Genomic DNA, 26,449 nt, shown 5'->3' with positions numbered 1-26,449 from the left:
TAGAAATGGAAAACATTTGGTTGTATTTATCAATTATATTGATGTTTATTTATTCAATAGCGCTTATTCTAGTTCTATTTTACAGTCTGTCTCAATTAAATCTTCTTTGGAATTATATTCAGTACAAAAAGAAAAAAGAACCATATCCAGTTTTAGATTTAAATCAATCTAAATCAGTTCCATACATTACTATTCAGCTTCCAGTATTCAATGAAATATATGTGATGGAGCGTTTATTAAATTGCATAAACCAAATTGAATATCCTAGAGAGAGATTAGAAGTTCAAGTGCTAGACGATTCTACAGATGAATCTGTAGAACTTACAAAAAACATTATAAAAGAGCTAAAAAAAAATGGCCTTGATATTGTTCAAATTAGAAGAAAAGATCGAGTAGGTTTCAAAGCAGGTGCTCTTAAAGAAGGTCTAAAAACAGCCAAAGGTGAGTTTATTGCAATTTTTGATGCAGATTTCCTGCCCCATAAGGATTGGCTTTTAAAAACTGTTCTGCAATTTGAAAATGAAGAAATAGGTGTGGTCCAAACCCGATGGTCCCATATTAACAAGGATTATTCTATATTAACTCGTGTACAGGCATTTGCATTAGATGCTCATTTTACACTTGAACAAGTCGGCAGAAACAGTAAAGATCATTTCATGAACTTTAATGGAACTGCTGGAATATGGAGAAAAAAGTGTATAATTGATGCTGGAAATTGGGAAGGTGATACGCTAACTGAAGATTTAGATTTAAGCTATAGAGCGCAATTAAAAAACTGGAAATTCAAATACCTCGAAGACGTTGAGACTCCCTCAGAACTTCCAGTTGTAATGAGTTCCATCCGTTCGCAACAATTTAGATGGAATAAAGGAGGTGCTGAAAATTTCCAGAAAATGGCAAAAAGAGTAATCCAGTCTAAAAATGTAAAAACATCATCAAAGATTCATTCGATACTTCATTTGTTAAATAGCACCATGTTTCTTAATGTGCTTTTCGTTGGAGTTTTGAGTATACCGATGCTTTATATCAAGAACGAATGGGGGCATCTTGGACTTTACTTTGACTTAACTAGTTTCTTTATTATTAGTACTGTCATATTTTTTGTTTGCTATTGGGTGTTGTATAGATCCATGAAAGGGGGCGGATTTGTTAGTTTTATTGAATACATAAAACTGTTTTTTACATTTTATACCATCGCAATGGGTTTCTCTTACCACAATTCTCTGGCAGTGATAGAAGGACACCGAGGTAAAAGAAGTGATTTTATTAGAACACCTAAATTCAATATTAAAACACTTAAAGATACCTGGAAAAAAAATAAATACACCTCTAAAAAAGTTTCAAAGAATGTTTTTGTAGAGGGACTCTTGGCCCTTTACTTTTTATTTGGAATGTACAGTGCTTTTGTAGTAGGTAAAGAGGGGGATTTTGGACTGTTCCCGTTCCACTTGATGCTTTTTATTGGATACGGATTTGTATTCATCAATACCTTTAGAACTCAGGCGTAATGTCAAACAGGAGTTATTCTTTAGAGATTCTCCAAGTTTTCATTATTACACTCAGTATTGTTGCCTATTATTTTATTGGTTATAAAATAGATCGAGGGCAAAGTTTGGTTTTATTACCAACCTATACTGTATTGTTTTTTTTAGCTTATTTCTTAATAAGAAAACTGAACTCATTAAAACATATTTTTTGGATCGGTGTTTTATTTCGTCTAATTTTTTTAACCTCCATCCCTCTTCTTTCTCAAGATTTTTATCGGTTTATTTGGGACGGAATGCTGCTTACAAATAAAATAAACCCTTACGAATTCACTCCAAATATGTTGATTAATTCAACTGACCTGTTATCGAGTCAATTCAGTCAAGAATTATATGATGGCATGGGAGAACTTAGCGCACAACATTATTCAAATTACCCTCCAATAAATCAGCTAGGGTTTTATATTGCTTCTTTAATTGGAAAGAAATCTGTTCTAGCTAACATTATTAGTATTCGTGTAATGATCATTTTATTTGATCTTTTGATTTTCTCGATTGGAACAAAGCTTCTAAAACAACTTGAACTTCCTACAAACAGAATTTCTTTTTATTTTCTTAATCCTCTGGTAATAATAGAACTTGCTGGAAACCTACATTGGGAAGGGGTAATGATTTTCTTTTTCTTAAGTGGTTTATACTTTATTTTCCATGAAAATAAATACAAATGGTCAACTGTTTTCATGTCTATTTCGGTAGCTATTAAATTGATCCCTTTAATTTTATTACCACTATTATGGAACTATTTGAAACCTAGAAAAAGTATATTGTTTGGGATCATTACCTCATTCCTTCTATGCTTCTTATTTTTACCGCTTTTTGTTCTTGAAAATGGAATAGATCACTATTTAAAAACCATAAATCTATGGTTTAATCGCTTTGAATTTAATGGAAGTATATACAATCTAATCAGGCAAATAGGATATGAAATTAAAGGATATAATATCATTAGGACCTTTGGTAAGGTATCTCCTTTTATTATTATTTCAATCGTTGCAGCCTTTAGTTTTTTAAGAAAAAACAATACTCCTTCAAAAGTTATAACCGGGATGCTACTTACCTTGAGTTGTTATTTTTTCGTGTCGACTACAATTCATCCATGGTATATTATTTCATTAGTAGCATTAAGTATGTTTACTCGATATACTTACCCAATCCTATGGAGTGCTGTGGTTATTTTAAGCTATGCTACTTATGGCAATTTAGAATTTAAAGAAAACAATCTGCTTCTACTACTACAATACGGTGTTGTGTATCTTACACTGTTTTATGAGCTTCTTTGGAAGAAGTCCTTACTTCATCATCTTAAATAAATTAATCTCTCGCTCATTTAGATGTCTCCACTTTCCACGTGGTAAATCCTTTTTAGTTAAATGAGCAAAAACAACACGGTCAACTTGTTCTACTTTATATCCAAGTTTTTCGAAAATATGAAAAATTGCACGGTGACGCTCGGTTGAAAGTTCAACACCAATTTTTCTTTTACTTTCCCCTCTTATAAAACTGATTGCATCAACTTCAATTTTATCAAATTTATCAATTACCACTCCCTCTCTAATTTTCTCAAGATCACTTTGAACTAAATTTTTATCTAAAACAACCTGAAAGACTTTGTGAATACCTTGAGTTGCTTTTTTTAATTTAATTTTAAGTTCCGTATCATTCGTAAAAAGAAGTAAGCCAGTAGAAGTTCTATCCATAGAATTAACAGGATCAATTCGATAAGTAGTAGCTCCATCAATTAATTCTAAAACATCTTTTTTATAGGTCCCTTTTTTAACAGAAGCCAAAAATCCTTTGGGCTTATTTAAAAGAACATAAGCTGGTTTATCCGAAATAACTCTTCGACCGTCATAACGAACATCGTCACCTGGCTTAACTTGATAACCCATCTCAACGATAATTTTTCCGTTGATCTTAACCATTCCCATGGCAATATACATATCTGCCTCTCTTCGAGAACATATTCCCGAATTAGCTATGAATTTATTTAGTCGAGTAGTATGAGCTGTTTTCTTTGAAGAACTATTAGAATTTGATTTCATAGTGAATATCGTTTGAAACTGTTTGGACTTATAATGGTAAACGAATAAGAAGAATACTTAAAATTCCGGATACAATAAGAACTTTCAATAAATTATGGAGCCAAAGATACGTCTTTTGAGTCGGGGATTTCCATAAGATTATCACGATCAATAATAAAAAAGGTATTGTTGCTAAAAAATAGTAGGACATACTATTTATTAGTTGTTTATTTTTTACCAGTAAACTAACAGGTATTAACATTAAAATTACAAGAAAACTAATTATTTGCTTAGTTCGTTTTTCCCCATAAACCACTGCAATAGTCTTATAATCACGAACCCAATCTCCTTTAAAATTCTCTAAGTCTTTAATTAAATCACGAATAAGCAGTACCAAAAACAAAAAACCTGCATGATGAAAAACAATACTTTCGTAATTTTTAAAATAAAACATAATCGCAATGAATGGAGTAACAGCCAATAAGACTGCAAAGAAATTACTTGCCCAAAATCGTTTCTTTAGATAATGACTGTAAAGCCATAAAAAAAAAATATAGGTTACAAAAAAGAAAATTGTTTTTACGGAAACCAGGGAAGCCAAAATCAAAGAACTAAAATTCATTAATCCATAAAAGAATAATTGAAAAACAGGAGGAACACGGTGTTCAATGAGGTATTTTACAGGACGATTTATTTGATCTTTTTCTGCGTCGTAAAAATTGTTGATCAAATATCCTCCTGCAATAGCAAAAGAAGTTGCAAGAAATATTTTCATCAAATTAGGATCTAAAAGAATCTGAACCCAGGGTTTATTTGGAGCAAAAATATAACGAGCACTTAAATATTGAGCTATAATTACAACGAGCAAATTGTAACCTCTAACCGAAGCAAACAAGGCAAGTAGCTGAATTGCTGTTTTTTTAAAAAGCATTGCTTTTCTAGAAATTATAAACCACCTCTAAACGGTGTCCTTTGAGCGATTTTTTAGCTTTCTCAAAATCTTGAGTGAAACCTAAAATATAACCTCCACCGCCGGAGCCACATAATTTTAGGTAGTAATCGTTACTTTCAATTCCATGTTGCCAAATCCCATGAAATTTCTCTGGAATCATGGGTTTAAAATTATTCAATACTAAATTGGATAACTGCTTTATATTTAAAAAAAGAGAAGTTAAATTTCCATTTAAAAAATCATCTACACAAGAGTCTGTATAATTGATGAATTGATCTTTCATCATTATTCTAAAAGCCTCTTGTTTCATGTTTTCCATAAAAATAGAAACCATTGGTGCTGTTTCGCCAGTTATACCACTATCTAACAAAAATACAGCCCCTTTACCATCTGGATTCTGAGAGGGAATCCCAGTTGGTTCAATATGGTCTTTAGAATTTATTAAAATCGGAAGGCTTAAATAACTATTTAAAGGATCTAAACCAGAAGATTTACCATGAAAAAAAGACTCCATTGCTGCAAATACAGCTTTAAGGTGTTGAAGTTTTTCTTTGGTTAGATTTTCTAATACCGTAATTTTATCTAGAGCATATTGATCGTATATTGAAGCTACCAAAGCTCCACTACTGCCGATTCCGTATCCTTGCGGGATGCTACTATCGAAATACATTTTATTCTCTAAATCTTCTTGTAAACGCTTCCAGTCAAAAGATACTATGGATTCTGGTAAGGTTTTTAGGTGGTTACAAAATGCTACAAGTTTTTCGTGTGAATCTTGAGTAGAAGGATCGTTAGAAACTTTTAGTGCTCCCCTGTAAAAGTTATAAGGAATAGAAAGTCCTTTGGAATCTTTAATAATTCCATACTCTCCAAAGAGTAATATTTTTGCGTAAAACAGAGGTCCTTTCATGTGTTACAAATTTATAGCTTTTTTGCGCCATTACCAATTTGATCTTCAATGAATTGACTGTTTTGACAGTAAGAAGCTAATTCTTCTTTTATAAATTTAATTACAGATTCTGATTCAGAATCTGGATAAAGCAGATGAACATTAGCACCAGCATCAAGTGTAAAGCAAAGAGCAGAGTTATTGGTGTTTCGATAATCCCACACCTTATTTAAAACCTCAAGCGTATTTGGGTGCATTAAAATAAAATAAGGACTAGAGGCCATCATTAAAGCATGCAATGTTAAAGCTTCTGACTCTACTAAACTCACAAAAGCATCTAAGTCTCCTGATGCTAAAATTGATTTAAGCAAAGCTGTATTCTCATGTGCTTGCTTAAATCGGGTTGCCGCATAAAGATGATTATTCATGAGGTTATGTCCTACGGTACTACTTACTTTTTTTTGACCTTTATCTATTAAAAGGATGGTGTCCCTATAGTTTTTAAAAACAGAATGAATTTCTGAATTAATTGCTGTTCCATAAAAATTAGAACTATCCTCAAAACTTTCAGAGGAACCCCAAGTAACCAAAGGACCTTCAACACTTCTTGCTGCACTACCAGAGCCTAATCGAGCTAAGAAAGATGCTTTTTTTAAAAAAAATGATTCGCTAATATCCGGACACCCCTCTTTTTCTATCGACAGGATACACAATGCTAGTGCACTCATTCCAGATGCTGAAGAAGCGATTCCGCTGCTGTGAGGAAAAGAGTTCGTACTTTTAATTGAAAGATGATGGTCTTTAAGAAAAGGAACATATTGATCTATTCTTTGAAAAAAACTTTCAATTTTAGGATGAAAAGATGGCGTTGGTTTTCCTTCAAAAGAAAAGTCAAATGAAAAGTCAGATCCTGGTTTTAATCGCTCTGTAAAGGAAACGGATGTTTGTGATACACATTTAGAGAGTGTAAAACTTAAGGATGGATTTTGAGGATATTGATTTCCAAACTTCCCCCAATATTTAACTAAAGCAATATTACTGGGAGCTTCCCATGAACTAGTCCCAGAGACCTTAATCCCTTTAGATCCTATAAAATCTTTTTCTACCATAATTGGATACAAAGATAACAGATTCAAGTATGACTATAAAGCTTTAAGACACTTTGAATTTTGTATCTTGGTATTAAGATTATAAATTCATGAAATCAAAATTTAAAAAAAGACTAGCTATTTTTCTTTCAATAGCGTTGTGCTTGTGTGTAGGTGGGATTGCTGGAAGTGTAACTCAAGCTGCCATACCAGTCTGGTATGCGGGTTTAAACAAGCCTTTTTTTACACCTCCAAATTGGCTTTTTGGACCTGTTTGGACACTTTTATACATTCTTATGGGATGGTCTGCGGGTTGGATTTGGTCTTACGGAAGTCATCATAAATGGGTAAAAACTGCTCTTTATCATTTTGCCGCCCAACTTGTTTTAAATGGATTATGGTCGCTTGTTTTCTTTGGATATAAAAATATTTTAGGTGGGATTTTAATAATTTTAACTTTAATAATACTTGTAATATTAACCATTAAATGGTTTAAAATTATCAATAAAAAAGCATCCTATTTACTTTATCCTTACGTAGGTTGGCTCCTATATGCTACGGCACTAAATATAGGAGTATACTTGTTAAATTAAGAGAATTATCGCTTAACTCTTTCCGGAAAGTCTGTTATGATTGCATCTACCCCTAATCGAATCATTTCATCAATATCTTCTATTTCGTTTATTGTCCATGGGTAAATTTTAAATCCAGCTTTATGAATTGCTTCAATATTTATTGAATTTAAACTTTTGAAATCAGGATTAATTGCAACAGCAGAAAGTCTTGATGCTAAAGGAATTGCATCTAAAGGATCGTCTTCTGTGAGAACGGCAATTGCAATATTTTTATTAATGGACCTAAACTGCTCTAACTCGTTCCAATCAAAACTAGAAATAAATATATGCTCTGATTTCCAATTAGAAGATTCCATATAAGAGGATATTAATTCTGAAGTAAGAACAGCAGTTTGTGTGCCTTTCAATTCAATGTTAAGCATTACTTTACCATCAATTAGATCCATCACTTCATTTAAAGTTGGAATGGGTTCTTTACCTAAAACTTGAAACTGCTTTAGAGAATCTAAAGACATTTGCTCTATGTATCCACTCCCATCGGTTAGTTCATCAATAGTCTTGTCATGAAAAACCACTAATTCTCCGGTTGAACATCTAAAAACGTCAATCTCAATTCCATCAACACCTAGATCCATAGCTTTCTTAATAGATGCTATCGTATTTTCAGCTACATGCCCTCTTGCACCTCTATGTCCAATTACCATTATATCTTTTTTGTTTCTGGCACAAGAAGAAGCGAGAATTGACATCAATAAAACCTTTAAGATTATTTTCATTTAAGGGAATTTATTTTGATAAAATCCAAAATTCCCATGGGCTCATTCTATATTCGTATGTATCCGAAAGAACTTTTTCTTTTCCATCTTGGTACCTTTTAAAAGTACCATTATAAGGAGAAGTAAACCCAACATGCTCATTACTCATATTAGCAATAAATACAACCGTATCTCCTTGCTTGCTTCTCTCAAAAGCTAAAACATTTTGATCTCTAGAGGTAGCTATTCTTGTGTACAAACCTCTGTTTTTACCACTATTTAATGCAGCATGTTTTTGCTTCAAAGCTCCTAGTTTTTCTAAAAATTTAAAAGTTTTTCCAGCTACTTTAGGGAAACTATCTTTTTCAAAAAACAACAATCTCTTATTTAAATCATACTCCATACCGCTGTAAATTAAAGGCATTCCTGGAGACATATAATCTAATGCGAGAGCAGCATATGCAGCTTTACCAAAACTTTCTTCAACCGTTCCATTCCATGAATTTTCGTCATGATTACTTATGAAATTGACAAGAATATTTCGGTCGTTGTAGTTTTTAAATAAATTATCGATGTGTGTATCCCAATCCGAAACATTCTTTTTGCCATGAACAATATCTTTTAGTAAATGATGTCCTGGCCAATCATAAGAAGCATCAAATAAATCTACCATTTCTATTCCTCCAGGGTGATTGATATCTGTTTCAGCAAGCAAAAAAACGGGTTTTACCTCTCTAAGAGCTGCAAAAGTTTTTTTGTAAAACTCCATTGGAACTGCATAGGCTTGATCAACTCTATACCCATCAATATTTACTTCTTTAACCCAATAAACCATTGCATCTCGCATTGCTTGACGCATTTCCATATTTTCATAATTCAAATCAGCAACATCCGTCCATCCAAAGGATTCTCCTGTAAAAGGATTAATAGGATCGATAATTTCACCAGCGTCATTTTGAAGATAGTAATCTGGATGATCTTTTATCCAATGATTATCCCATCCCGTATGACCAGGAACCCAATCTAACATAACATAAATACCTAGCTTATGTGCTTGATCAACAAGACTCTTAAGGTCTTCTAGAGTTCCAAATTCAGGATTTACGCCTGTATAATCTGATACTGCATAATAACTTCCAAGTGGTCCTTTACTCTTAGTTGTTGAAATTGGATTAATAGGCATTAACCAAAGGAATTTAACTCCTAATTCACTTAGCTTAGGCAGGTCTTTTGCAAAAGCATTAAAAGTACCTTCTGGGGAATATTGTCTTATGTTTGCTTCATAAAGCACGCCACTTGCAAGGTCAGCCTCAGTAACAGGTGACATTTCATTTACAATTGGAGCAGATGGATTGTGACATCCTGCAAGAATCAATAGAACTAAAGTTATAAAAATGTTTTTCATTAGATTATTTTAAGTATCTAAATATAATCTAATTTTAAATATTACGCTACTCTTCTGGAGCTAGTTCAACTACTAGACCTTCTAGTTCAGGTGTAATGAAAATTTGACATCCAAGACGACTGTTTTCTTTCACATTATAAGCCTCTGACAACATAGCTTCCTCATCATCAGATTTTTCAGGCAGGTTTGATTCTGAAAGAACATAACACTGACAAGAAGCACACATTGCCATTCCACCACAAGTTCCCTCTACTGGAAACTCATAGGATTTACAAACTTCCATCAAATTCATTGACATATCTGTAGGAGCATCTATTTCATGAGTTTCCCCTTCTCGATCTACTATACTGATTTTAATATCTTGACTCAAATGATAAAATTTAAATTACACTTCTATGTTTACTACTTGCTCTATTTGAGGAACGTGTTTTTTTATAGTCATCTCAACACCTGATTTTAAAGTCATCTGATTTACAGAACAACCAACACAGGCTCCATGAAGCTGAACTCGAACAATTCGGTCATCATCAATTCCAACCAAAGAAATGTCTCCTCCATCTGCGGCTAAAAAGGGACGGATTTCTTCTAATGCAATGAGTACTTTTTCTTTGATTTCAAGAGATTCCATAATTTATTTTTTTACGGCTGAACAGCCAGACATTGTTGTTATTTTAACTACTTGAGTTGGAGGTAAGTTTTTATTTCTATCCAACACCTGCGCAACCATATTTTGTGTAATTCTATAAATTGAGTCTGCGACTGGACTATTTTCTTGAAGTGCGGCAGGTCTCCCTACATCTCCGGCCTCACGGACACTTTGCACCAATGGAATTTCTCCTAAAAAAGGCACTTGAGTGTCTGTTGCTAAATTTTTAGCTCCTTCTTTCCCAAAGATATAATATTTATTTTCTGGTAATTCCTCTGGGGTAAAATAAGCCATGTTTTCCACTACTCCTAAAACAGGAACTTGAATACTATCTTGCTGAAACATTGCAATACCTTTTTTAGCATCTGCAAGTGCTACATTTTGAGGTGTACTAACGACCACTGCTCCGCTTATTGGTAAAGATTGAACGATACTTAGATGAATATCTCCAGTACCAGGAGGTAAATCAATTAATAAAAAATCTAGTTCTCCCCAAGCAGCATCAAATATCATTTGGTTTAGTGCTTTAGAAGCCATGGGTCCTCTCCAAATAACAGCTTGATTAGGCTGCGTAAAGAATCCTATTGACAATACTTTTACACCGTAGTTTTCAATAGGCTGCATTTTAGATTTTCCATCGATAGTCACAGATAGCGGTCGCTCTCCTTCCATATCCATCATTGTAGGAATAGAGGGTCCATAGATATCTGCATCTAAAACTCCCACTTTAAAGCCCATTTGAGATAAAGTAACCGCAATATTAGAGGTAACAGTTGATTTACCTACCCCTCCTTTTCCTGATGAAATCGCTACGATTGAGCTTATTCCTTTTATTGGCTCTCCTTTTATAGGCGCATCTACTTTTGGTGGAGTTTCAACTTTAACGTTTGTTGTAATTTTAGCCTTATTATATACTTTAGAATGTATACTTTTTAAAATTTCAACTTCCACTTTCTTTCGGGCTTGTAGACTTGGATTCTTGAGCACCAAATCGATTACAACCTCATCTCCGAAAGTATTTATGTTTTTAACAGCACCACTTGCCATCAGATTCTGACCTTCACCTGGAACCGAGAGTCCCTCTAACACTTCTTGTATGGCTTGTTTTGTTATGTTCATCTAGGTTTCCCTTTTTTATATTGATTCTAAATTGCAAATATACTCTTCTAAATTGAGATGAAGAAAGGTTATAATTGTTAAGTTATATTTGGTAAATTCTCTACCGGATTCCATAAACATTGATCAAAATCAACGATTTTATTTTCTTTAACTTGAATCCCTTCATTTTCAAGTAATTGCTGCATTAAATTTGTACCTTCAAAATGGTGTTTTCCGGTTAACAATCCAACTCGATTGACCACCCTATGGGCAGGCACATCTTCTTTGATATGCGAGGCGTTCATTGCCCAACCTACCATTCTAGCACTTTGCGGAGATCCTAAATATCGAGCTATTAAACCATAAGAGCAAACACGTCCGTAGGGTATCTTTCGAACTACATCGTACACTTTCTCAAAAAAATTAGATCCCTTCTCCGTCACTATTCTGGAAATTTAAATTTAAGATAAGTAATAGGCTTGTTCTCTTCTAGATATATACTCTCGTAATAAGTTTGGATAGCGGTTGCTTCTTTGGGTGCATGAGGATTGCTATATAAATCATGATGCGCATAAGCTACTTCTATTCCCATACCCTGCAATAATCCTAGGGTATAACCGTGCATATATTCACTGTCTGTTTTTAAATGAATAAAACTATCTTTTTTTAAAATACTGTTATACTTAGCCAAAAACTCGGGATTTGTCAATCGATGTTTTGTTCTCTTATATTTTATTTGGGGATCTGGAAAAGTAATCCAAATCTCATCAACTTCGTTATGTTCGAAAAGATCAGTTACTAATTCTATTTGCGCACGAACAAAAGCAACATTTGGAAGACCTAATTCTAAAGATTCCTTTGCCCCTGACCAAAATCGAGCACCTTTTAGGTCAATTCCAATAAAATTTTTATTGGGATGTTCTTGTGCTAAATAAACCGAATATTCACCTTTTCCACATCCGAGCTCTAAAACAATTGGGTTATTATTTTTAAAAAATATTTTATTCCAATTTCCTTTTAAAGAGAATTTACTTTCAACCAGTTCTTCTCGTGTTGGTTGTATTACATTAGAAAATGTTAAATTTTGATTGAACCGTTTTAATTTATTTTTACTACCCAAAGCTTCTTTATTTGTCTTCAAAAATAAGTAAAAATCAGGGATTTAAAGTCGGGGTTCTGCATAGATTTAGTTTAAGTAAAACAAAGCTCCTTTTTAGTTTAACAAAGTATTTTAACTGGATAAATAAATCACCCCCCCTTTGGTTCCTCTTGATTTATTCACATTAAAATAAATCATGATAAGATTGCCCAATTTAATTAATAGATTTGCACAAATGTATCCATTGAATATGAATTTTTGGGAGATTAAATCTAATTCTGACTTTGAAATTTGCACAATGCAAACCTTTCATTATCAGTATGAAAACAATTCAGTTTATCGATCATATTGTGATCTTATTAATTTTAATTCTTCGGATTTAAAATCTATTCATGACATTCCATTTTTGCCAATTAATTTTTTTAAAACTCATGAAGTAAAAAGTTTCAATGAAAAAGAAGCTGTTACTTTTACTTCTAGCGGAACTTCAGGGTCAGAAACCAGTAAACACTTTGTAAAACAAGTTAAAGATTATGAAAAAAGCTTTTCAACAGCATTTAATTTATTTTATAAAAAACCAAAAGATTATGCAGTTTTAGCATTACTACCCTCTTATTTAGAACGGAGTGGTTCTTCTTTAATTTACATGGCGAATTATTTAATCAATGAAAGTAATCATCCAAAAAGTGGGTTTTATTTAGATAATTTAGAGGATCTAAAGGATATTCTGGAACAATTAGAAAAAGAAAAGCAACCCACTATTTTATTAGGAGTTAGTTTTGCACTTTTAGATTTAATTGAACGATTCAAATTTAACTTAAATCATGTTACCGTAATGGAAACAGGTGGTATGAAGGGCAGAAGAAAAGAGTTGATTAGAGAAGATTTACATGAACAACTTTGTTCTGGTTTTGGAGTTAGTGAAATACATTCTGAATACGGAATGACCGAGCTTTTATCACAAGCTTACTCTAGAGGAAATGGTCTTTTTAGCTGTCCCCCATGGATGCGAATTTTTACTCGAGATACAAGCGACCCATTCACAACACTAGATTATGGAATGATGGGAAACCTTAATATAATTGACTTAGCAAACAGAGATTCTTGCGCGTTTATTGCAACACAGGATCTTGGAAGAATACATTCGGCTAATAGTTTTGAAGTACTAGGCCGCGATGACAATTCCGATATTAGAGGATGTAACTTACTCGTATATTAAATAAAGTTTATGATATAATAACTTTTTTTACCTCTTTGAAGTAAAACATAACGCTCGTTTATAAGGTCTTCCGAAGTAATTTTATAGGTGTCACCCACTTTGGTTTTATTTACTGAGATTGAGTTTTCTTTAAGTGCACGACGAGCTTCACCATTGGATTTTAAAAACTGTGTTTCACCGGCTAATCCTGCAATAATATCTACCCCATTTTCTAAGTCACCTTTGGACATTTGAGCTTGTGGAACTCCCTCAAAAACATCTAAAAAAGTTGCAGCATCTAACCCTTTTAAATCTTCTGAAGTAGATTTACCAAACAAAATCTGAGATGCCTTTTGAGCATTTTCTAAATCTTCTTGTGAGTGAACTAAAAGAGTTACTTCATTTGCTATTCGATTCTGTAAAACTCTAAGATGTGGTGCTTCCTTATGCTCTTCAATAAGATTATCAACTTCTTCTTGACTCAAAAAAGTGAAAATTTTAATATAACTTTCTGCATCTTGATCAGAAGCATTAAGCCAATACTGATAAAATTTATAAGGCGAAGTTCTAGTCTTATCTAACCATATATTACCTCCCTCAGTTTTTCCAAACTTAGTTCCATCTGCTTTTGTTATCAGTGGACATGTAATTGCATATGCTTTTCCTCCAGCTTTTCTTCTAACCAATTCGGTTCCAGTTGTAATATTTCCCCATTGATCACTTCCACCCATTTGTAAAGTACAATCTAAGTTTTGAAACATGTATAAAAAATCATATCCCTGAAGTAACTGATAGGTAAATTCTGTAAAAGACATTCCAACTTGAGATTCAGAACCTAAACGTTTTTTAACGGAGTCTTTAGACATCATATAATTTACCGTTATGTGTTTCCCTATTTCTCTTGAAAAATCAATCAAAGAATACGACTTCATCCAATCTAAATTATTGACTAATAAAGCTGAATTATCAGAGGCAGCATCAAAACTTAAAAAACGAGATAATTGATTTTTAATCCCTTCAATATTCTTCTGCAAAGTCTCCTCATTTAAAAGATTACGTTCTGCAGATTTACCTGAAGGGTCACCAATCATGCCAGTTGCACCACCAACCAATGCTATTGGACGATGCCCTGCTTTTTGAAAATGTATTAAAATCATGATCTGAACTAAGCTTCCTATATGAAGAGAATCTGCTGTTGGATCAAAACCTATATAACCAGTGACTGTTTTTTCATTTAGATGATTTTCAGTTTCTGGCATGATGTCGTGTAACATTCCACGCCATCTCAACTCTTCAACAAAGGGATTCTTCATTTATTACGTTCTTATTAAATTTATCAGATCCTAAATTGACCTGTTTTTTACAAAGATAGATTTCTCCTTGCTAACTAGAAAGACAAAAATAAAAAACAGTACTTTTGAGCTATGATTTTAGTTACTGGAGCTACAGGATTAGTTGGGTCACATTTACTACTTAAACTGACTAAAAAGAAAGATGTAATTGTTGCTTTATACCGATCTGATGAAAAGAAAAATTCAACTCTTGATTTTTTAAAAAAAAGATCCAATTCAGAAAATTATAGCGATATAATCTGGAAGAAAGGCGATTTATGTAACTTACCTACTTTAAATTTAGCATTTAAAGGCATTACTCATGTATATCACTGTGCTGCATTTATTTCATTTGCAAACTATAAACAAAAAACATTAAAGCAAGTAAACCAGCAAGGAACTGCTAACCTTGTTAATCTTGCTATTAAATTTGGCGTAAAAAAAATTGCTTATGTAAGTTCTATTGCTGCACTTGGAAACGATGTTAATTCTGATTTTATTGACGAACAAACTCCATGGAACGCAGACAAAGACCACACTCCCTATGCTTACTCTAAATATGGAGCGGAACTTGAAGTATGGAGAGCTACACAAGAGGGAATCCCGGCTGTTATTGTAAATCCGGGAGTTATACTAGGTACGGGTGTCAAAGGTAATCCCCTTGAAATTTTGTGTAATAGGGTAGACAAAAACGCTATGTTTTACCCAAAAGGATCTACTGGCTATGTTACTGTTGAAGATGTTGTTATCGTATTGTTCGAATTGATGAATTCCGAAATACAAAACGAACGTTTTATTTTAGTGTCGGAAAACTGGAGTTATCAAGAAACATTTAGCCAAATTGCTCGTATTCGAAATAAAAAAGCTCCACGGATTGGACTCAAAAAATCTTGGCTTAAAACAGCCTGGTTGCTAGAAATTATTTTGTTTTTATTTGGTAAAAGACGTTTTATGACTAAGGCTTTAATCAATAGTCTTTGCGACAAGAAGAAAATATCTGGAGAAAAAATTACAAAAAATATAGACTTTAAATATGCAGATATTCAAGAATATTTAAATAAAAATGCAACCGTATAGTTAAAGTCTTCTTTGCTTTCTATTCTTTTCTAGATTCTTCTATTTTAATTATAGTATCTATGCTGTCTTCAACTTTTTTGGCTCTAACCACAAGGTTTTCAAAAATTGCTTTCATTAATTTTGGTTTTTGAGCGTAATAGGTTTGATTCTGGATTAATTTAAGGCTATCAATTCCATATTTCTCAAAAATATATTGATCCACAAAATAAGAATCATATTCAGGAGCAACGTAGTTCGAATTTTTAATGACTTTCATGAGCATTAAATCAAAATAAATATCTTCCATTAATTCCGGAGACATTAATTCATCTGGCACAACAACTGGAGTGCCGCTGTTACACGAAAATAAAAAGACGATCGTTATAAATAAGATTAATTTCTTCATGTGATTAACGATCGAATGTTAAACGTTTTGAAACTTTATTTTCAATTAAGACTCCATTATCGTAAACACAAGATCCGTTTACCCAGGTAGTCTGAACTTTGGCGTCAAAAGTATCACCTTCAAAAGGAGACCATTTACACTGATATAACAAAGAGTCTTTCGTCACATTTGTTTTCTCATTCAAGTCTACTAAAACTAGATCTGCATAATAACCTTCTCTAATATATCCTCTTTTTTCAATATCAAACAAGATTGCAGGGTTATGACAAGCTTTTTCAACCAATTTTTCAATAGTAATTTTACCTTTACCAACGGCAGTAAGTAATGCTAATAGAGCATGCTGAACCAATGGACCTCCGGAAGGAGCCGAAGCATATTTATTAGCTTTCTCCTCTAAAGTATGTGGTGCATGATCCGTTGCTAAAACATCGATGCGATCATCATTTAAGGCATCCCACAATGCATCTTGATCTACTTGATTTTTAACTGCTGGATTCCACTTTATATGGGTTCCTTTGGTTTTATAATCTTCAGATGAAAACCAAAGATGATGAACACAAACCTCAGCTGTTATTTTTTTCTCTTTAAGCGGAATGTCATTTCTAAAAAAATTTGTTTCTTCTGCGGTTGATAAATGAAAAATATGCAAACGAGCGCCTGTTTCTTTTGCCAAAGCTATTGCTCTTGACGAAGACAAAGAACAAGCTTTGTGGCTTCTTATTTTTGGATGAGCATCGATTGGTATATCTTCTCCATAAATTTCTTGATATTTAGCAAAATTAGACTTCACTGTTTCCTCATCTTCACAATGAACAGAAATGAGAAGATCTGTACTAGAAAAAATTTCTTTTAAAACATCTTGATCATCAACCAACATATTCCCAGTTGAAGATCCTAAAAACAATTTAAGCCCTGCTACTTTAGTTTTATCAACTTTCTTTATTTCTTCGAGGTTATCATTGGTTCCTCCAAACATAAAAGAATAGTTTGCAAGAGAAGTTTCTGCTGCACGATCGAATTTTTTTTCTAACTCTACAATATTTGTAGCTTGTGGTTTCGTGTTTGGCATTTCAATAAAAGAGGTAATACCACCTGCCACAGCAGCTCTTGATTCAGATCCAATCGTTGCTTTATGAGTCAAACCTGGCTCTCTAAAATGAACTTGGTCATCAATTAAACCGGGAAGTAAAAACTTACCAGAAGCATCGATTATTTGGTCTGCCTCTTCTTTTATACCTACTCCAACCTGATGAATGTATTCGCCTGAAATTAAAACATCTTTTAATTCCTGAGACCCTTCATTTACTACAGTTACATTTTTTATTAATATTTTACTCATGATTTATATTTAAATAATGATTTAATTCGAAGATATACAACTCCATAAATAGCCTCCCATATAATAGAACCGTTCATTTTTGACTGACCCTTTGCTCGGTTTAAAAAAATAATGGAAACCTCTTGAAGATTGAACCCTTTTATCCATGCTTTATACTTCAACTCTATTTGAAATGCGTAACCTACAAATTTAACAGAGTCCAGATCAATTGCATTCAAAACCTCAGCTTTATAACCAACAAAACCAGCAGTTGGATCTTTAACAGGGAGTCCCGTAAAGAATTTAACATAATAAGAAGCTCCTAAAGAAAGTAAGATTCTTCCTAAGGGCCAGTTTATTACATTGATTCCATCAATATAACGAGAACCTATTACAACGTCTGCACCTTTGATAAGTCTTTCTTGCATTCTAGGAATATCGTTCGGATTATGCGAAAAATCAGCATCAATCTCAAAAATATAATTATATCCTTTTAACAAAGCCCATTTAAAAGCATGAAGATAGGCTCTTCCTAAGCCTTCTTTTTTAGGTCTTGTCTCTAAAAAAATACGGTCTGGATATTCAGAAATAACAGCTTTCACAATAGAACCCGTTCCATCTGGAGAGGAATCATCTACTACTACAACATGATAACTTGTATCAATAGACAATAACTGTCTAACGATAGCCTCAATATTTTCGGCTTCATTATAGGTTGGTATTACTATGAGTGTGTTTTTCATTTGAAGCCATAAAAGTAAGAAATTATACACGATCACTTTAGGAAATTAGAAATCCATTTATAATCGAATTCTTACAGAAAACTATTAATTTTAGACCATGGAAGATTGGACTTTAAGAAACATTCAACAGCAGGACTGGATTAGCCTTGTTTTCTTATTCAATTTTATTGTTTTAACGATTTTAAAAACAAGACATAAAACACAATTTCAATATTTCATAAGATTCATAGATTCTGAATTATACTTTAAAATATACGGCAAACAGAAATCAGTAATTAATTCTTTTACCACTCTTGGTGCTGCATTTTTAATTATTAACTGCACCTTACTTGTTTATTATCACCTGACCACAAACAATTTTGGACCAAATACATTTCCTTTTTTTAGTTTAATATTAATAACTACAACTGGAGTGGTGATAATCAGACATTTTTTTTCACAACTTTGTTTTAAGATTATAGAGATTGAGCGTATTTCTAATGACTTCAAATTCAAAGGGTTGAATTTTTTAATTCAAATATCAATTCCTTTGTTTGTACTATTACTTCTCTATCAATACAGTGTAACAAATAGTACTTTTCTGAATATTATTTCTGGAATTACTTTCACTTTGTACTTATTATTCCAGCTAAGTCTGTTCAAAGAATATTGGCATGTATTAAAACACAACTTATTATATTTAATTTTATATCTTTGCGCTTTCAAATTAGCCCCTTGGATTTTGCTTTACAGCACTTTTAACTAGGCAATTGACATAAATCATATGAAAGTAAAAACAATACTTGTCTCGCAACCAGAACCATCAAACGAGAATTCCCCTTATACACGTTTAAAAGAAAAGCATAATTTAAAAATTGATTTTAGACCATTCATTCATGTTGAAGGCGTAGACGCTAAAGATGTTAGACGTCAAAAAATTGATTTTGCAGACTATACTTCTGTTATACTTACCAGTAGAAACTCCGTTGATCATTTCTTCCGTTTAGCAGAAGAAATGCGTTTCAAAGTTTCTGATGCAACTAAATACTTTTGTCAATCTGAGGCTGTTGCTTTTTATCTTCAGAAATATGTTGTTTATAGAAAACGTAAAATTTATGTTGGTCAAAAAAGCTTAACTGATCTTGAGTCTGTGTTCAAGAAATTTAGTGAAGAAAAGTTCTTGTTACCTTCTTCAGACATCTTAAAACCAACTACCTCAGGTTTTTTAGATAGTCTTGGCATAGATTGGACAAGAGCCCAACTATACAAAACAGTTGTAAGTGATTTATCAGATTTACGTGATGTGTCCTATGACGTTTTAGTATTCTTTAGCCCATCCGGAATAGAATCTTTACTTCATAATTTCCCAGATTTTGAGCAAAACAATACAAGAATAGCAGTTTATGGAAATACAACTGTAAAAGCTGCTGACGAAGCTAAACTGAGGATTGATATTAAAGCTCCAACAGAAGAAACTCCTTCGATGACAATGGCCATCGAAAAATACATTACTACTTCAAAGTAAATTACTTTTTTAGAAAAGCTACAGTTAAATAACCCCATGCTGAAATCAGCAGGATACCACCTATGGGAGTTATTGGGCCTAGAAATTTCACTGGCCACCCATGTATTTCTTGAGTTGAAAGCATAAATATACTTCCTGAAAAAAGAAAAATTCCAGAAAGAGCTAACTTTGAGAATGTTAATTTTACGTCCAAATCTATAGCATTGAGTCCATTTACAATAAGTAATGCTAACCCATGATAGATAAGATAACGGACTCCTATTTCAAAACTAGAAAGCGAATCTTGACTTAATTTGGTTTTTAGCAAATGACTTGCTAGTGCCCCCAAACTAATGGCAAACATTAATAATCCAGAAGCAATTGCATTGATGATTTTTATACCGTACCCCATTTCTTTTTTTAATAAAGATAGGTTTAGTAAGTCTTATTGCCTAATTAGATTATCGATATTAATTAAAAACCACAGTATTGATTAAAATATTAAACTAAATTAATATTTTTGTTAAAAATATCAATATGAAGATTACAGATCAAGAAATTAAAGTAGACGGTATAGACAAAATTTTACTCAATGGTTTGATTAAAAATGCACGGGTTTCGATTGTGGAACTTTCAAAGAAAGCAGGTATTTCTGGTGCAGCTGTTCATCAAAGGTTAAAAAAACTTGAAAACTCTTCTCTAATAAGCGGATCACAAATCAATATTAATCCAAAGACATTAGGATATACTACGCTAGCATTCATTGGTGTTTATTTAGACAAAGCAGTAAGTAATCCTGAAGCGGTAGCTCAATTAAGAAAAATTCCAGAAGTTACAGAATGTCATTATACTACAGGAAATTGGAGTGTTTTTATAAAAATACTATGTAAAGACAATGAGCATCTTATGCTGTTACTCAACACTAAAATTCAAACGATCCCAGGTGTTTCTAGAACAGAAACATTCATCTCATTAGATCAACAAATAAATCGTCAAATTGCGCTTTAAAACAACCGTTAGATTTATTTTAATTTCCTGCTATTCAATAGCATAAATAAAATAGCACCCTGAAGTAAAGCTGTAATTGCATTGGCGATCAAAACGGACTTACTTCCTATTAAATATCCATATACCCCCCAAAGAATTACACCAGACAACATAACTAAATACATACTTACTGATACTCCTTTTGAGGATTTTGACTTCCAGACCTTTACCAATTGAGGTATAAAAGAAGAGGTGGTCAAAATTGCTGCTATAAATCCAATTATTTCATAATTCATTATCCAACGATATTAATAATTTTTCCAGGCACTACTATTACTTTTTTAGGGACTCTTCCTTGTAACTGTTGTTGGGTTTTTTCTTCCTTAAGAATCAACTCTTCGATTTCATTCTTTTTTAAATCTAAAGAAAGTTCAATTGTAAATCTCATTTTACCATTAAAAGAAACCGGATAGTTCTTAGTAGACTCTACTAAATATTTTGGCTCATGAACTGGAAAAGGAGCGTTACTAATGCTTGTCTTATTCCCTAACAATTCCCAAATCTCTTCAGAAAAATGTGAAGCAAAAGGCGATAATAAAACTGCCAAAGGCTCTAAAACTTCTTTTTCATTGCATTTTTGCGCTGTCAACTCATTTACACATATCATGAAAGAGCTAATACAAGTATTAAAAGAAAAATTTTCAATATCCTCTGTAACTTTCTTGATTGTTTGATGAAGGGTTTTAAGAGCTTCTTTTGAAGCTGGAGAATCACTTACAGAAAAAGAATCATTAGGATGATAGAGCCTCCACATTTTCTTTAGAAAAGAATGAACGCCCGAAATACCTGCTGTATTCCATGGCTTAGCTTGTTCTAATGGACCTAAGAACATTTCATACATACGAAGTGTGTCTGCACCATATTGCTCACAAATTAAATCTGGATTCACAACATTATATTTGGATTTAGACATTTTCTCAACTTCACGTCCAACCAAATAAACTCCATCCTCTAGAACAAATAAAGCATCCTTAAATTGGGGTTGCCATTTTTTTAATTCTTCTGTATTTAACTCATTTGAAGAATTAACCAAACTTACATCTACTCGTATAGGCTCTACTTCAACATTAGCAATTAGATTTTTAGATACATACTCTTGGGTTCCTTTTTTTCGATAAACAAAAGCGGATGAACCTAAAATCATACCCTGATTTATAAGTTTTTTTGCATACTCATCTACTGGAAGTAAATTTAAATCGAAAAGGAATTTTTGCCAAAATCTAGAATACAAAAGATGACCGGTTGCATGTTCGCTACCTCCTAAATACAAATCAACATCCTGCCAATAATCGACTGCCTCTTTACTTACAAACGCTTCAGAATTTCCGGAATCCATATATCTGTTAAAGTACCAAGAACTTCCTGCCCAACCGGGCATAGTATTTAGCTCTAATGGAAAAACTGTAGATTCATTAATTTCAGTATTCGAAACAACTTTCTCATTAACTATATCCCAGGCCCATGTGGTTGCGTTACCAAGAGGCGGAGCCCCTTCTGGAGTCGGTAAATACTGTTCAACCTCAGGTAATTCAAGAGGAAGATTTTTAGGCTTTAAACCAACTGGAAATCCGTCTCTGTAATAAATAGGGATTGGTTCTCCCCAATATCTTTGTCTACTGAAAATTGCATCTCTTAGCCTGTAATTCACATTACCTTCACCAGAATTATCTTTCTCTAGTTTATCAATTACAGAAACCATAGCTTCTTTGTAAGTTAATCCGTTTAAGAAATCTGAATCTTTTAATTTTGTATTTCCTTTTTCAGTAAAAGCTTCTTTTGAAATATCGGCTCCTTCAAAAATATTTTTTATTTGAATATCAAAGTGATTTGCAAAACCGTAATCTCTTTGATCACCACAAGGCACTCCCATAACAGCTCCTGTTCCATAACCTGCTAAAACGTAATCACCAATCCAAACTGGAACTGATTCTTTTGTAAAAGGATGTTGCGCATAAGCTCCTGTAAAAACTCCGCTAATGGATTTAACGTCAGACATTCGATCACGTTCAGATCGTTGTGCACTAGCTTCAACATAAGCAGCTACAGCTTCTTTTTGCTCCTGAGTGGTAATTTGATCAACTAACTCATGCTCTGGAGCAAGAGTCATAAAGGTTACTCCAAACAAAGTATCAGGTCTTGTTGTAAAAACCTCAATTTGCCCATCATGACCCTGAATATCAAACCTAACCTTTGCACCGGTTGATTTTCCGATCCAGTTGCGCTGCATTTCTTTTAAAGAATCTGGCCAATCTATTTTTTCTAAACCTTGGAGTAAACGTTCAGCATAAGCACCAATTCGCATGCTCCATTGTTTCATTTTCTTTTTTGTAACAGGATATCCTCCTCGCTCAGAAACACCATTAACAATTTCATCATTAGCTAGAACAGTACCTAATTCTGGGCACCAATTAACTTCGGTATCCGATAAATATGCTAAACGATATTTTAACAATATCCTCTGCTTTTCTTCTTCTGAATAAGAAGACCAATCGATAGAATTAAAAGGAATTACCTTTTCATCACATACCGCGTCTACATGAATATTACCGGTTTGTTCAAATTGAACAACCAATTCACTTAAAGGCTTAGCTGCATCACTTTTTTTACAGTAATACGAATCAAATAACAATAAAAATATCCACTGAGTCCATTTATAATAATCAGCCTGAGATGTTCTGAGCTCTCTACTCCAATCAAAAGAAAAACCCATTCGATCAAGTTGCTCTCTATATCTATTAATATTTGTTTCCGTTGTAATATTAGGATGTTGTCCAGTTTGAATTGCATACTGCTCTGCAGGCAAACCAAAAGAATCATACCCTTGAGGATGCAATACATTAAAACCCTTGTGTCGTTTATATCTTGAGTATATATCACTCGCAATATATCCTAAAGGATGTCCAACATGAAGTCCAGCACCAGAAGGATATGGAAACATATCTAAAACATAGTATTTAGGTAGCAAACTATTATTCTCCGCTTTAAAAGTTTGATTTTTGGCCCAATAGTCTTGCCATTTTTTTTCGATTTCAAGGAAATTATACCCCACAGTCATTCAATTTATTAGATGCACAAAAATAGTGTTTAAGCCGGAAAGGAAAAAGTTTATTACCACCAAGAATACAAATTGATTAGTCTTTAGTATTTTTACAGTATTAATATAAATTTCGTGCGTAGAAACTCTCAGGATAATTATCAAAAAAGACGTCTTATATCTACTTACTTCTCGGTAGTAATTAGCATCTCTCTTGTGTTGTTTTTAGTAGGAATGTTAGGCTTATTGTTACTAAATTCAAAAAAAGTAGCTGATCATTTTAAAGAGCAAATTGCACTAACCATATACATTAACGACGCTGCCAAACCAATTGAAGTCAAACAGCTTCAAAAAAGTCTTACTTTGAGATCCGAAACAAAAAACACTCGTTTTGTGTCTAAAGAAGAGGCGGCAGAGACACACTCAAAAGAGATTGGCGAAGATTTTATGGAATTTTTGGGTTACAACCCCCTACTCAGCTCTATTGATGTATATTTTAACGCATCTTATGTTTCTCCTGCTTTCTTAAGTAATCTCCAAAAAGATTTAGAAACTAAAAATTATATAAATGAAGTAATATATGATGAACCTTTAGTTGAAATTCTTGACGAAAATATTAAAAAAATAACTCAATGGGTTTTAATACTGAGCGGTGTATTTATTCTTGTTGCTATTCTACTAATCAATAGTTCCATAAGATTATCTATTTACTCGAAAAGAATGATCATCAAGACAATGCAATTGGTAGGTGCAACTAAAAGTTTCATTAGAAGACCCTTTATTTGGAAACATTTACAACTCGGAATTTTAGGTTCTTTAATAGCATTGGGAGCTTTATCAGGAGTGCTGTACGAATTAAATCAAAGATTCCCTGAGTTAAATATAATAGCAAATCCAATTGAACCAGCACTTATTTTTTCGGGGATTTTAGGAATGGGAATATTAATAACGGGCTTGAGTACATTTTTTGCTACTCAGCGCTTTTTAAACTTAACAACAGAGGCTGTACAATAATTGAACATGAAGAAAACAGAGTCAAAAAAGAAACAATTACTTTTTGGTAAAAAAAATTATCTATTCCTATTCATATCACTTCTATTTATTAGTGTAGGTTTTATTTTAATGTCTGGAGGAGGAAGTCCAGACTCGAATGTTTTTAATCAAGAAATTTTTAGTTTCAGAAGAATTAGACTCGCTCCAACATTTGTTTTAACCGGTTTCGGAGTCGCAGTTTATTCCATTTTGACTACTTCAAAAAAATAATTTAATGGATTTAATTACAGCAATTCTTCTGGGAATAATCCAAGGAATCACTGAATTCCTACCCATCTCTTCTAGTGGACATTTAGAAATTGCCAAAACTATTCTTGGAGATAAATCCCTTCCAAAAGAAAGTTTATTAATGACCCTTATACTGCATGGAGCAACTGCGCTTAGCACCATCGTTGTTTTTAGAAAAGATATTTATGAAATATTAAGTGACTTATTCAAATTTAAAAAAAATGAATCTTTTTACTTTTCGCTGAAAATTCTACTATCGATGATCCCTGCAGTTTTTGTCGGGCTCTTTTTTGAAGATTTAATCACCAAGTTTTTTCATCAAAACATACTTTTAGTTGGTTTGATGCTCCTTTTTACAGCAGGACTACTTTATTTAGCTAACAGAGCAAAAGCTACTTCTAAGAAAATAGACTTTAAAAATGCTTTTTGGATTGGAGTAATTCAAGCAATTGCTATTTTACCAGGAATATCAAGAAGTGGCGCAACAATTGCGTTGGGCGTTCTTTTGGGAATTGACAAAAATAAAGCTGCACGTTTTTCTTTCCTAATGGTGATTCCCCTCATTTTCGGAAGTATGGCAAAAAGCATCTTAGAGATTGACCTTCATAACACAGAGCTAGATATATTAAGCTTATCGATTGGTTTTATTTCAGCTTTTATTACCGGAATATTAGCTTGCAAATGGATGATCGAGTGGGTGAAAAATTCTAAACTTTGGTACTTTAGTTTTTATTGTTTATTTGTGGGTCTAGCAGCAATATTATACAGCGTTTTATGATTATTTCAAAAGAAAAATTTCTTAATGGAGAAGTTATTCTAATTGACAAACCTCTAAATTGGACTTCTTTTCAAGTTGTAAATAAAATCCGCTGGATGATTAAATCCACCTACGGTATCAAAAAAATTAAAGTAGGACACGCAGGAACTCTAGACCCTCTTGCTACTGGACTTCTTATCCTTTGTACTGGTAAAATGACAAAAAGTATTGAAAAGTTTATGGGTCATGAAAAGGAATACACAGGCACTTTTTATATAGGAGCAACTACCCCATCATTTGATTTAGAAACAAAGATTGACAAACAATTCTCAACAGACCACATATCCGAAGAAATGTTAATCAGTACTTTATCACAATTCAAAGGGGAAATTGATCAATTTCCACCAGTTTTTTCGGCTCTCAAAAAAGACGGAAAGCGCTTATATGAATTTGCTCGAGAAGGGACAGAAGTCGAAATTAAATCCAGAAAAGTTATTATTAAAAACTTTGAATTAACCAGCACTCAAATACCAAATATTGACTTTAGGGTTTGTTGTAGCAAAGGAACCTACATTAGATCTTTAGCAAACGATTTTGGAAAAGCATTAAATTCTGGGGCACATTTAACTGCCTTAAGAAGAACAAGAATTGGTGACTTTAATGTGACAGAAGCAATAAGCATTGAAGAATTTGAGAAACTTTTGCTAAAAGAGACATAAAAAC

The 26,449-nt window shown here is 32.9% G+C and carries 30 protein-coding genes; 12 read left to right on the top strand and 18 right to left on the bottom strand.

Translation table 11 applies throughout. From position 1 onward, the window contains the following. Positions 1-5 precede the first annotated feature (5 nt). Positions 6-1,508: a glycosyltransferase gene (locus tag NG655_RS02775; protein WP_252157824.1), complete on the top strand. Its 1,503-nt coding sequence runs from the start codon at positions 6-8 to the stop codon at positions 1,506-1,508. After that, the gene (locus NG655_RS02770; RefSeq protein ID WP_252157823.1) at positions 1,508-2,854 is read left to right on the top strand and encodes an MptA/MptB family glycosyltransferase; all 1,347 of its coding nucleotides are present in this window, start codon (positions 1,508-1,510) and stop codon (positions 2,852-2,854) included. Before NG655_RS02775 ends, NG655_RS02770 begins: the two co-directional genes overlap by 1 nt. On the opposite strand, the gene NG655_RS02765 is transcribed toward NG655_RS02770, so the two are convergent. The 4 genes from NG655_RS02765 to NG655_RS02750 are packed head-to-tail and all read right to left on the bottom strand — an operon-like array spanning position 2,834 to position 6,515. Next, complete coding sequence (locus NG655_RS02765; RefSeq protein WP_252157822.1) at positions 2,834-3,586, bottom strand: pseudouridine synthase; 753 nt, start codon at positions 3,584-3,586, stop codon at positions 2,834-2,836. The genes NG655_RS02770 and NG655_RS02765 overlap by 21 nt on opposite strands. A gap of 28 nt (positions 3,587-3,614) precedes the next feature. Beyond that, the gene (locus NG655_RS02760) at positions 3,615-4,496 is read right to left on the bottom strand and encodes a geranylgeranylglycerol-phosphate geranylgeranyltransferase (protein ID WP_252157821.1); all 882 of its coding nucleotides are present in this window, start codon (positions 4,494-4,496) and stop codon (positions 3,615-3,617) included. 7 nt (positions 4,497-4,503) lie between these two features. After that, positions 4,504-5,427: a mevalonate kinase family protein gene (locus NG655_RS02755; RefSeq protein WP_252157820.1), complete on the bottom strand. Its 924-nt coding sequence runs from the start codon at positions 5,425-5,427 to the stop codon at positions 4,504-4,506. An 11-nt stretch (positions 5,428-5,438) separates the two neighbouring features. Then, entirely contained in the window at positions 5,439-6,515 is a 1,077-nt protein-coding gene (locus NG655_RS02750) for a diphosphomevalonate decarboxylase (RefSeq protein ID WP_252157819.1), read from the bottom strand. 89 nt (positions 6,516-6,604) lie between these two features. Here NG655_RS02750 and NG655_RS02745 point away from each other — a divergent pair, with 89 nt between their 5' ends. Next, a complete protein-coding gene (locus NG655_RS02745) occupies positions 6,605-7,087 on the top strand; it encodes a TspO/MBR family protein (protein ID WP_252157818.1) in 483 nt (160 codons plus the stop codon). Between the two features lie 5 nt (positions 7,088-7,092). Here NG655_RS02745 and NG655_RS02740 read toward each other — a convergent pair whose 3' ends face one another. From NG655_RS02740 to trmB, 7 genes are all read right to left on the bottom strand, one after another. After that, on the bottom strand, positions 7,093-7,845 hold the full coding sequence (locus NG655_RS02740) for a glycerophosphodiester phosphodiesterase (RefSeq protein ID WP_252157817.1): 753 nt from the start codon (positions 7,843-7,845) through the stop codon (positions 7,093-7,095). Between the two features lie 10 nt (positions 7,846-7,855). Continuing rightward, positions 7,856-9,229, bottom strand: coding sequence for an alpha-amylase family glycosyl hydrolase (locus NG655_RS02735; RefSeq protein WP_252157816.1), 1,374 nt, complete (start codon positions 9,227-9,229; stop codon positions 7,856-7,858). A gap of 46 nt (positions 9,230-9,275) precedes the next feature. After that, positions 9,276-9,599 (bottom strand): 2Fe-2S iron-sulfur cluster-binding protein, encoded by a 324-nt coding sequence (locus NG655_RS02730; RefSeq protein WP_252157815.1) that lies wholly within the window; start codon positions 9,597-9,599, stop codon positions 9,276-9,278. Positions 9,600-9,614: 15 nt separating this feature from the next. Beyond that, positions 9,615-9,857, bottom strand: a complete 243-nt coding sequence (locus tag NG655_RS02725) for a NifU family protein (RefSeq protein WP_252157814.1) — start codon at positions 9,855-9,857, stop codon at positions 9,615-9,617. Between the two features lie 3 nt (positions 9,858-9,860). After that, positions 9,861-10,994 (bottom strand): Mrp/NBP35 family ATP-binding protein, encoded by a 1,134-nt coding sequence (locus tag NG655_RS02720; RefSeq protein ID WP_252157813.1) that lies wholly within the window; start codon positions 10,992-10,994, stop codon positions 9,861-9,863. Between the two features lie 77 nt (positions 10,995-11,071). Beyond that, positions 11,072-11,416 carry an MGMT family protein gene (locus NG655_RS02715; protein WP_252157812.1) on the bottom strand — a complete coding sequence of 115 codons (345 nt, stop codon included), beginning with the start codon at positions 11,414-11,416 and terminating at the stop codon, positions 11,072-11,074. Continuing rightward, positions 11,416-12,093 (bottom strand): tRNA (guanosine(46)-N7)-methyltransferase TrmB, encoded by a 678-nt coding sequence (gene trmB, locus NG655_RS02710; protein ID WP_252159075.1) that lies wholly within the window; start codon positions 12,091-12,093, stop codon positions 11,416-11,418. Before trmB ends, NG655_RS02715 begins: the two co-directional genes overlap by 1 nt. Positions 12,094-12,268: 175 nt before the next feature. Between trmB and NG655_RS02705 the strand changes: the two genes are divergently transcribed. Then, the gene (locus tag NG655_RS02705) at positions 12,269-13,291 is read left to right on the top strand and encodes a LuxE/PaaK family acyltransferase (protein ID WP_419469264.1); all 1,023 of its coding nucleotides are present in this window, start codon (positions 12,269-12,271) and stop codon (positions 13,289-13,291) included. On the opposite strand, the gene tyrS is transcribed toward NG655_RS02705, so the two are convergent. After that, positions 13,288-14,583, bottom strand: coding sequence for a tyrosine--tRNA ligase (gene tyrS, locus NG655_RS02700; RefSeq protein ID WP_252157811.1), 1,296 nt, complete (start codon positions 14,581-14,583; stop codon positions 13,288-13,290). The genes NG655_RS02705 and tyrS overlap by 4 nt on opposite strands. Positions 14,584-14,694: 111 nt before the next feature. Between tyrS and NG655_RS02695 the strand changes: the two genes are divergently transcribed. Continuing rightward, a complete protein-coding gene (locus tag NG655_RS02695; RefSeq protein WP_252157810.1) occupies positions 14,695-15,678 on the top strand; it encodes an NAD-dependent epimerase/dehydratase family protein in 984 nt (327 codons plus the stop codon). A 19-nt stretch (positions 15,679-15,697) separates the two neighbouring features. Here the strand turns inward: NG655_RS02695 and NG655_RS02690 are convergent, their stop codons facing one another. From NG655_RS02690 to NG655_RS02680, 3 genes are read right to left on the bottom strand one after another with little or no spacing between them, the layout of a single operon-like run. Then, a complete protein-coding gene (locus NG655_RS02690; protein ID WP_252157809.1) occupies positions 15,698-16,063 on the bottom strand; it encodes a DUF4296 domain-containing protein in 366 nt (121 codons plus the stop codon). Positions 16,064-16,067: 4 nt separating this feature from the next. Beyond that, complete coding sequence (locus NG655_RS02685) at positions 16,068-17,402, bottom strand: dihydroorotase (RefSeq protein ID WP_252157808.1); 1,335 nt, start codon at positions 17,400-17,402, stop codon at positions 16,068-16,070. Then, positions 17,399-18,124, bottom strand: coding sequence for a polyprenol monophosphomannose synthase (locus NG655_RS02680; RefSeq protein WP_252157807.1), 726 nt, complete (start codon positions 18,122-18,124; stop codon positions 17,399-17,401). Before NG655_RS02680 ends, NG655_RS02685 begins: the two co-directional genes overlap by 4 nt. Positions 18,125-18,221: 97 nt before the next feature. Between NG655_RS02680 and NG655_RS02675 the strand changes: the two genes are divergently transcribed. Together NG655_RS02675 and NG655_RS02670 are read left to right on the top strand one after the other, a co-directional pair. Beyond that, entirely contained in the window at positions 18,222-18,869 is a 648-nt protein-coding gene (locus NG655_RS02675; protein ID WP_252157806.1) for a DUF4271 domain-containing protein, read from the top strand. Positions 18,870-18,887: 18 nt separating this feature from the next. Then, positions 18,888-19,628 carry a uroporphyrinogen-III synthase gene (locus NG655_RS02670; RefSeq protein WP_252157805.1) on the top strand — a complete coding sequence of 247 codons (741 nt, stop codon included), beginning with the start codon at positions 18,888-18,890 and terminating at the stop codon, positions 19,626-19,628. Between the two features lies 1 nt (position 19,629). On the opposite strand, the gene NG655_RS02665 is transcribed toward NG655_RS02670, so the two are convergent. Continuing rightward, entirely contained in the window at positions 19,630-20,019 is a 390-nt protein-coding gene (locus NG655_RS02665) for a DUF423 domain-containing protein (RefSeq protein ID WP_252157804.1), read from the bottom strand. A gap of 125 nt (positions 20,020-20,144) precedes the next feature. On the opposite strand from NG655_RS02665, the gene NG655_RS02660 reads away from it, so the two are divergent. Further along, positions 20,145-20,615, top strand: coding sequence for an Lrp/AsnC ligand binding domain-containing protein (locus tag NG655_RS02660; protein WP_252157803.1), 471 nt, complete (start codon positions 20,145-20,147; stop codon positions 20,613-20,615). Positions 20,616-20,629: 14 nt separating this feature from the next. On the opposite strand, the gene NG655_RS02655 is transcribed toward NG655_RS02660, so the two are convergent. Both NG655_RS02655 and leuS read right to left on the bottom strand, forming a co-directional pair. Beyond that, the gene (locus NG655_RS02655; protein WP_252157802.1) at positions 20,630-20,890 is read right to left on the bottom strand and encodes a SemiSWEET family sugar transporter; all 261 of its coding nucleotides are present in this window, start codon (positions 20,888-20,890) and stop codon (positions 20,630-20,632) included. Next, positions 20,890-23,703: a leucine--tRNA ligase gene (gene leuS / locus NG655_RS02650; RefSeq protein ID WP_252157801.1), complete on the bottom strand. Its 2,814-nt coding sequence runs from the start codon at positions 23,701-23,703 to the stop codon at positions 20,890-20,892. The genes NG655_RS02655 and leuS overlap by 1 nt, the downstream gene beginning before the upstream one ends. A 120-nt stretch (positions 23,704-23,823) precedes the next feature. On the opposite strand from leuS, the gene NG655_RS02645 reads away from it, so the two are divergent. The 4 genes from NG655_RS02645 to truB are packed head-to-tail and all read left to right on the top strand — an operon-like array spanning position 23,824 to position 26,445. Further along, positions 23,824-24,702: a cell division protein FtsX gene (locus NG655_RS02645; protein WP_252157800.1), complete on the top strand. Its 879-nt coding sequence runs from the start codon at positions 23,824-23,826 to the stop codon at positions 24,700-24,702. Positions 24,703-24,708: 6 nt separating this feature from the next. Continuing rightward, positions 24,709-24,951, top strand: coding sequence for a DUF3098 domain-containing protein (locus tag NG655_RS02640; RefSeq protein ID WP_252157799.1), 243 nt, complete (start codon positions 24,709-24,711; stop codon positions 24,949-24,951). A gap of 4 nt (positions 24,952-24,955) precedes the next feature. Beyond that, positions 24,956-25,747 (top strand): undecaprenyl-diphosphate phosphatase, encoded by a 792-nt coding sequence (locus NG655_RS02635; RefSeq protein ID WP_252157798.1) that lies wholly within the window; start codon positions 24,956-24,958, stop codon positions 25,745-25,747. Continuing rightward, positions 25,744-26,445 (top strand): tRNA pseudouridine(55) synthase TruB, encoded by a 702-nt coding sequence (gene truB / locus NG655_RS02630; RefSeq protein ID WP_252157797.1) that lies wholly within the window; start codon positions 25,744-25,746, stop codon positions 26,443-26,445. Before NG655_RS02635 ends, truB begins: the two co-directional genes overlap by 4 nt. Positions 26,446-26,449 lie beyond the last annotated feature (4 nt).

The sequence above is a fragment of the Candidatus Arcticimaribacter forsetii genome (genome assembly GCF_910589745.1).
GTDB classification, from domain to species: Bacteria; Bacteroidota; Bacteroidia; order Flavobacteriales; family Flavobacteriaceae; genus Arcticimaribacter; species Arcticimaribacter forsetii.
This window is presented reverse-complemented; position numbering and strand designations above follow the sequence as displayed.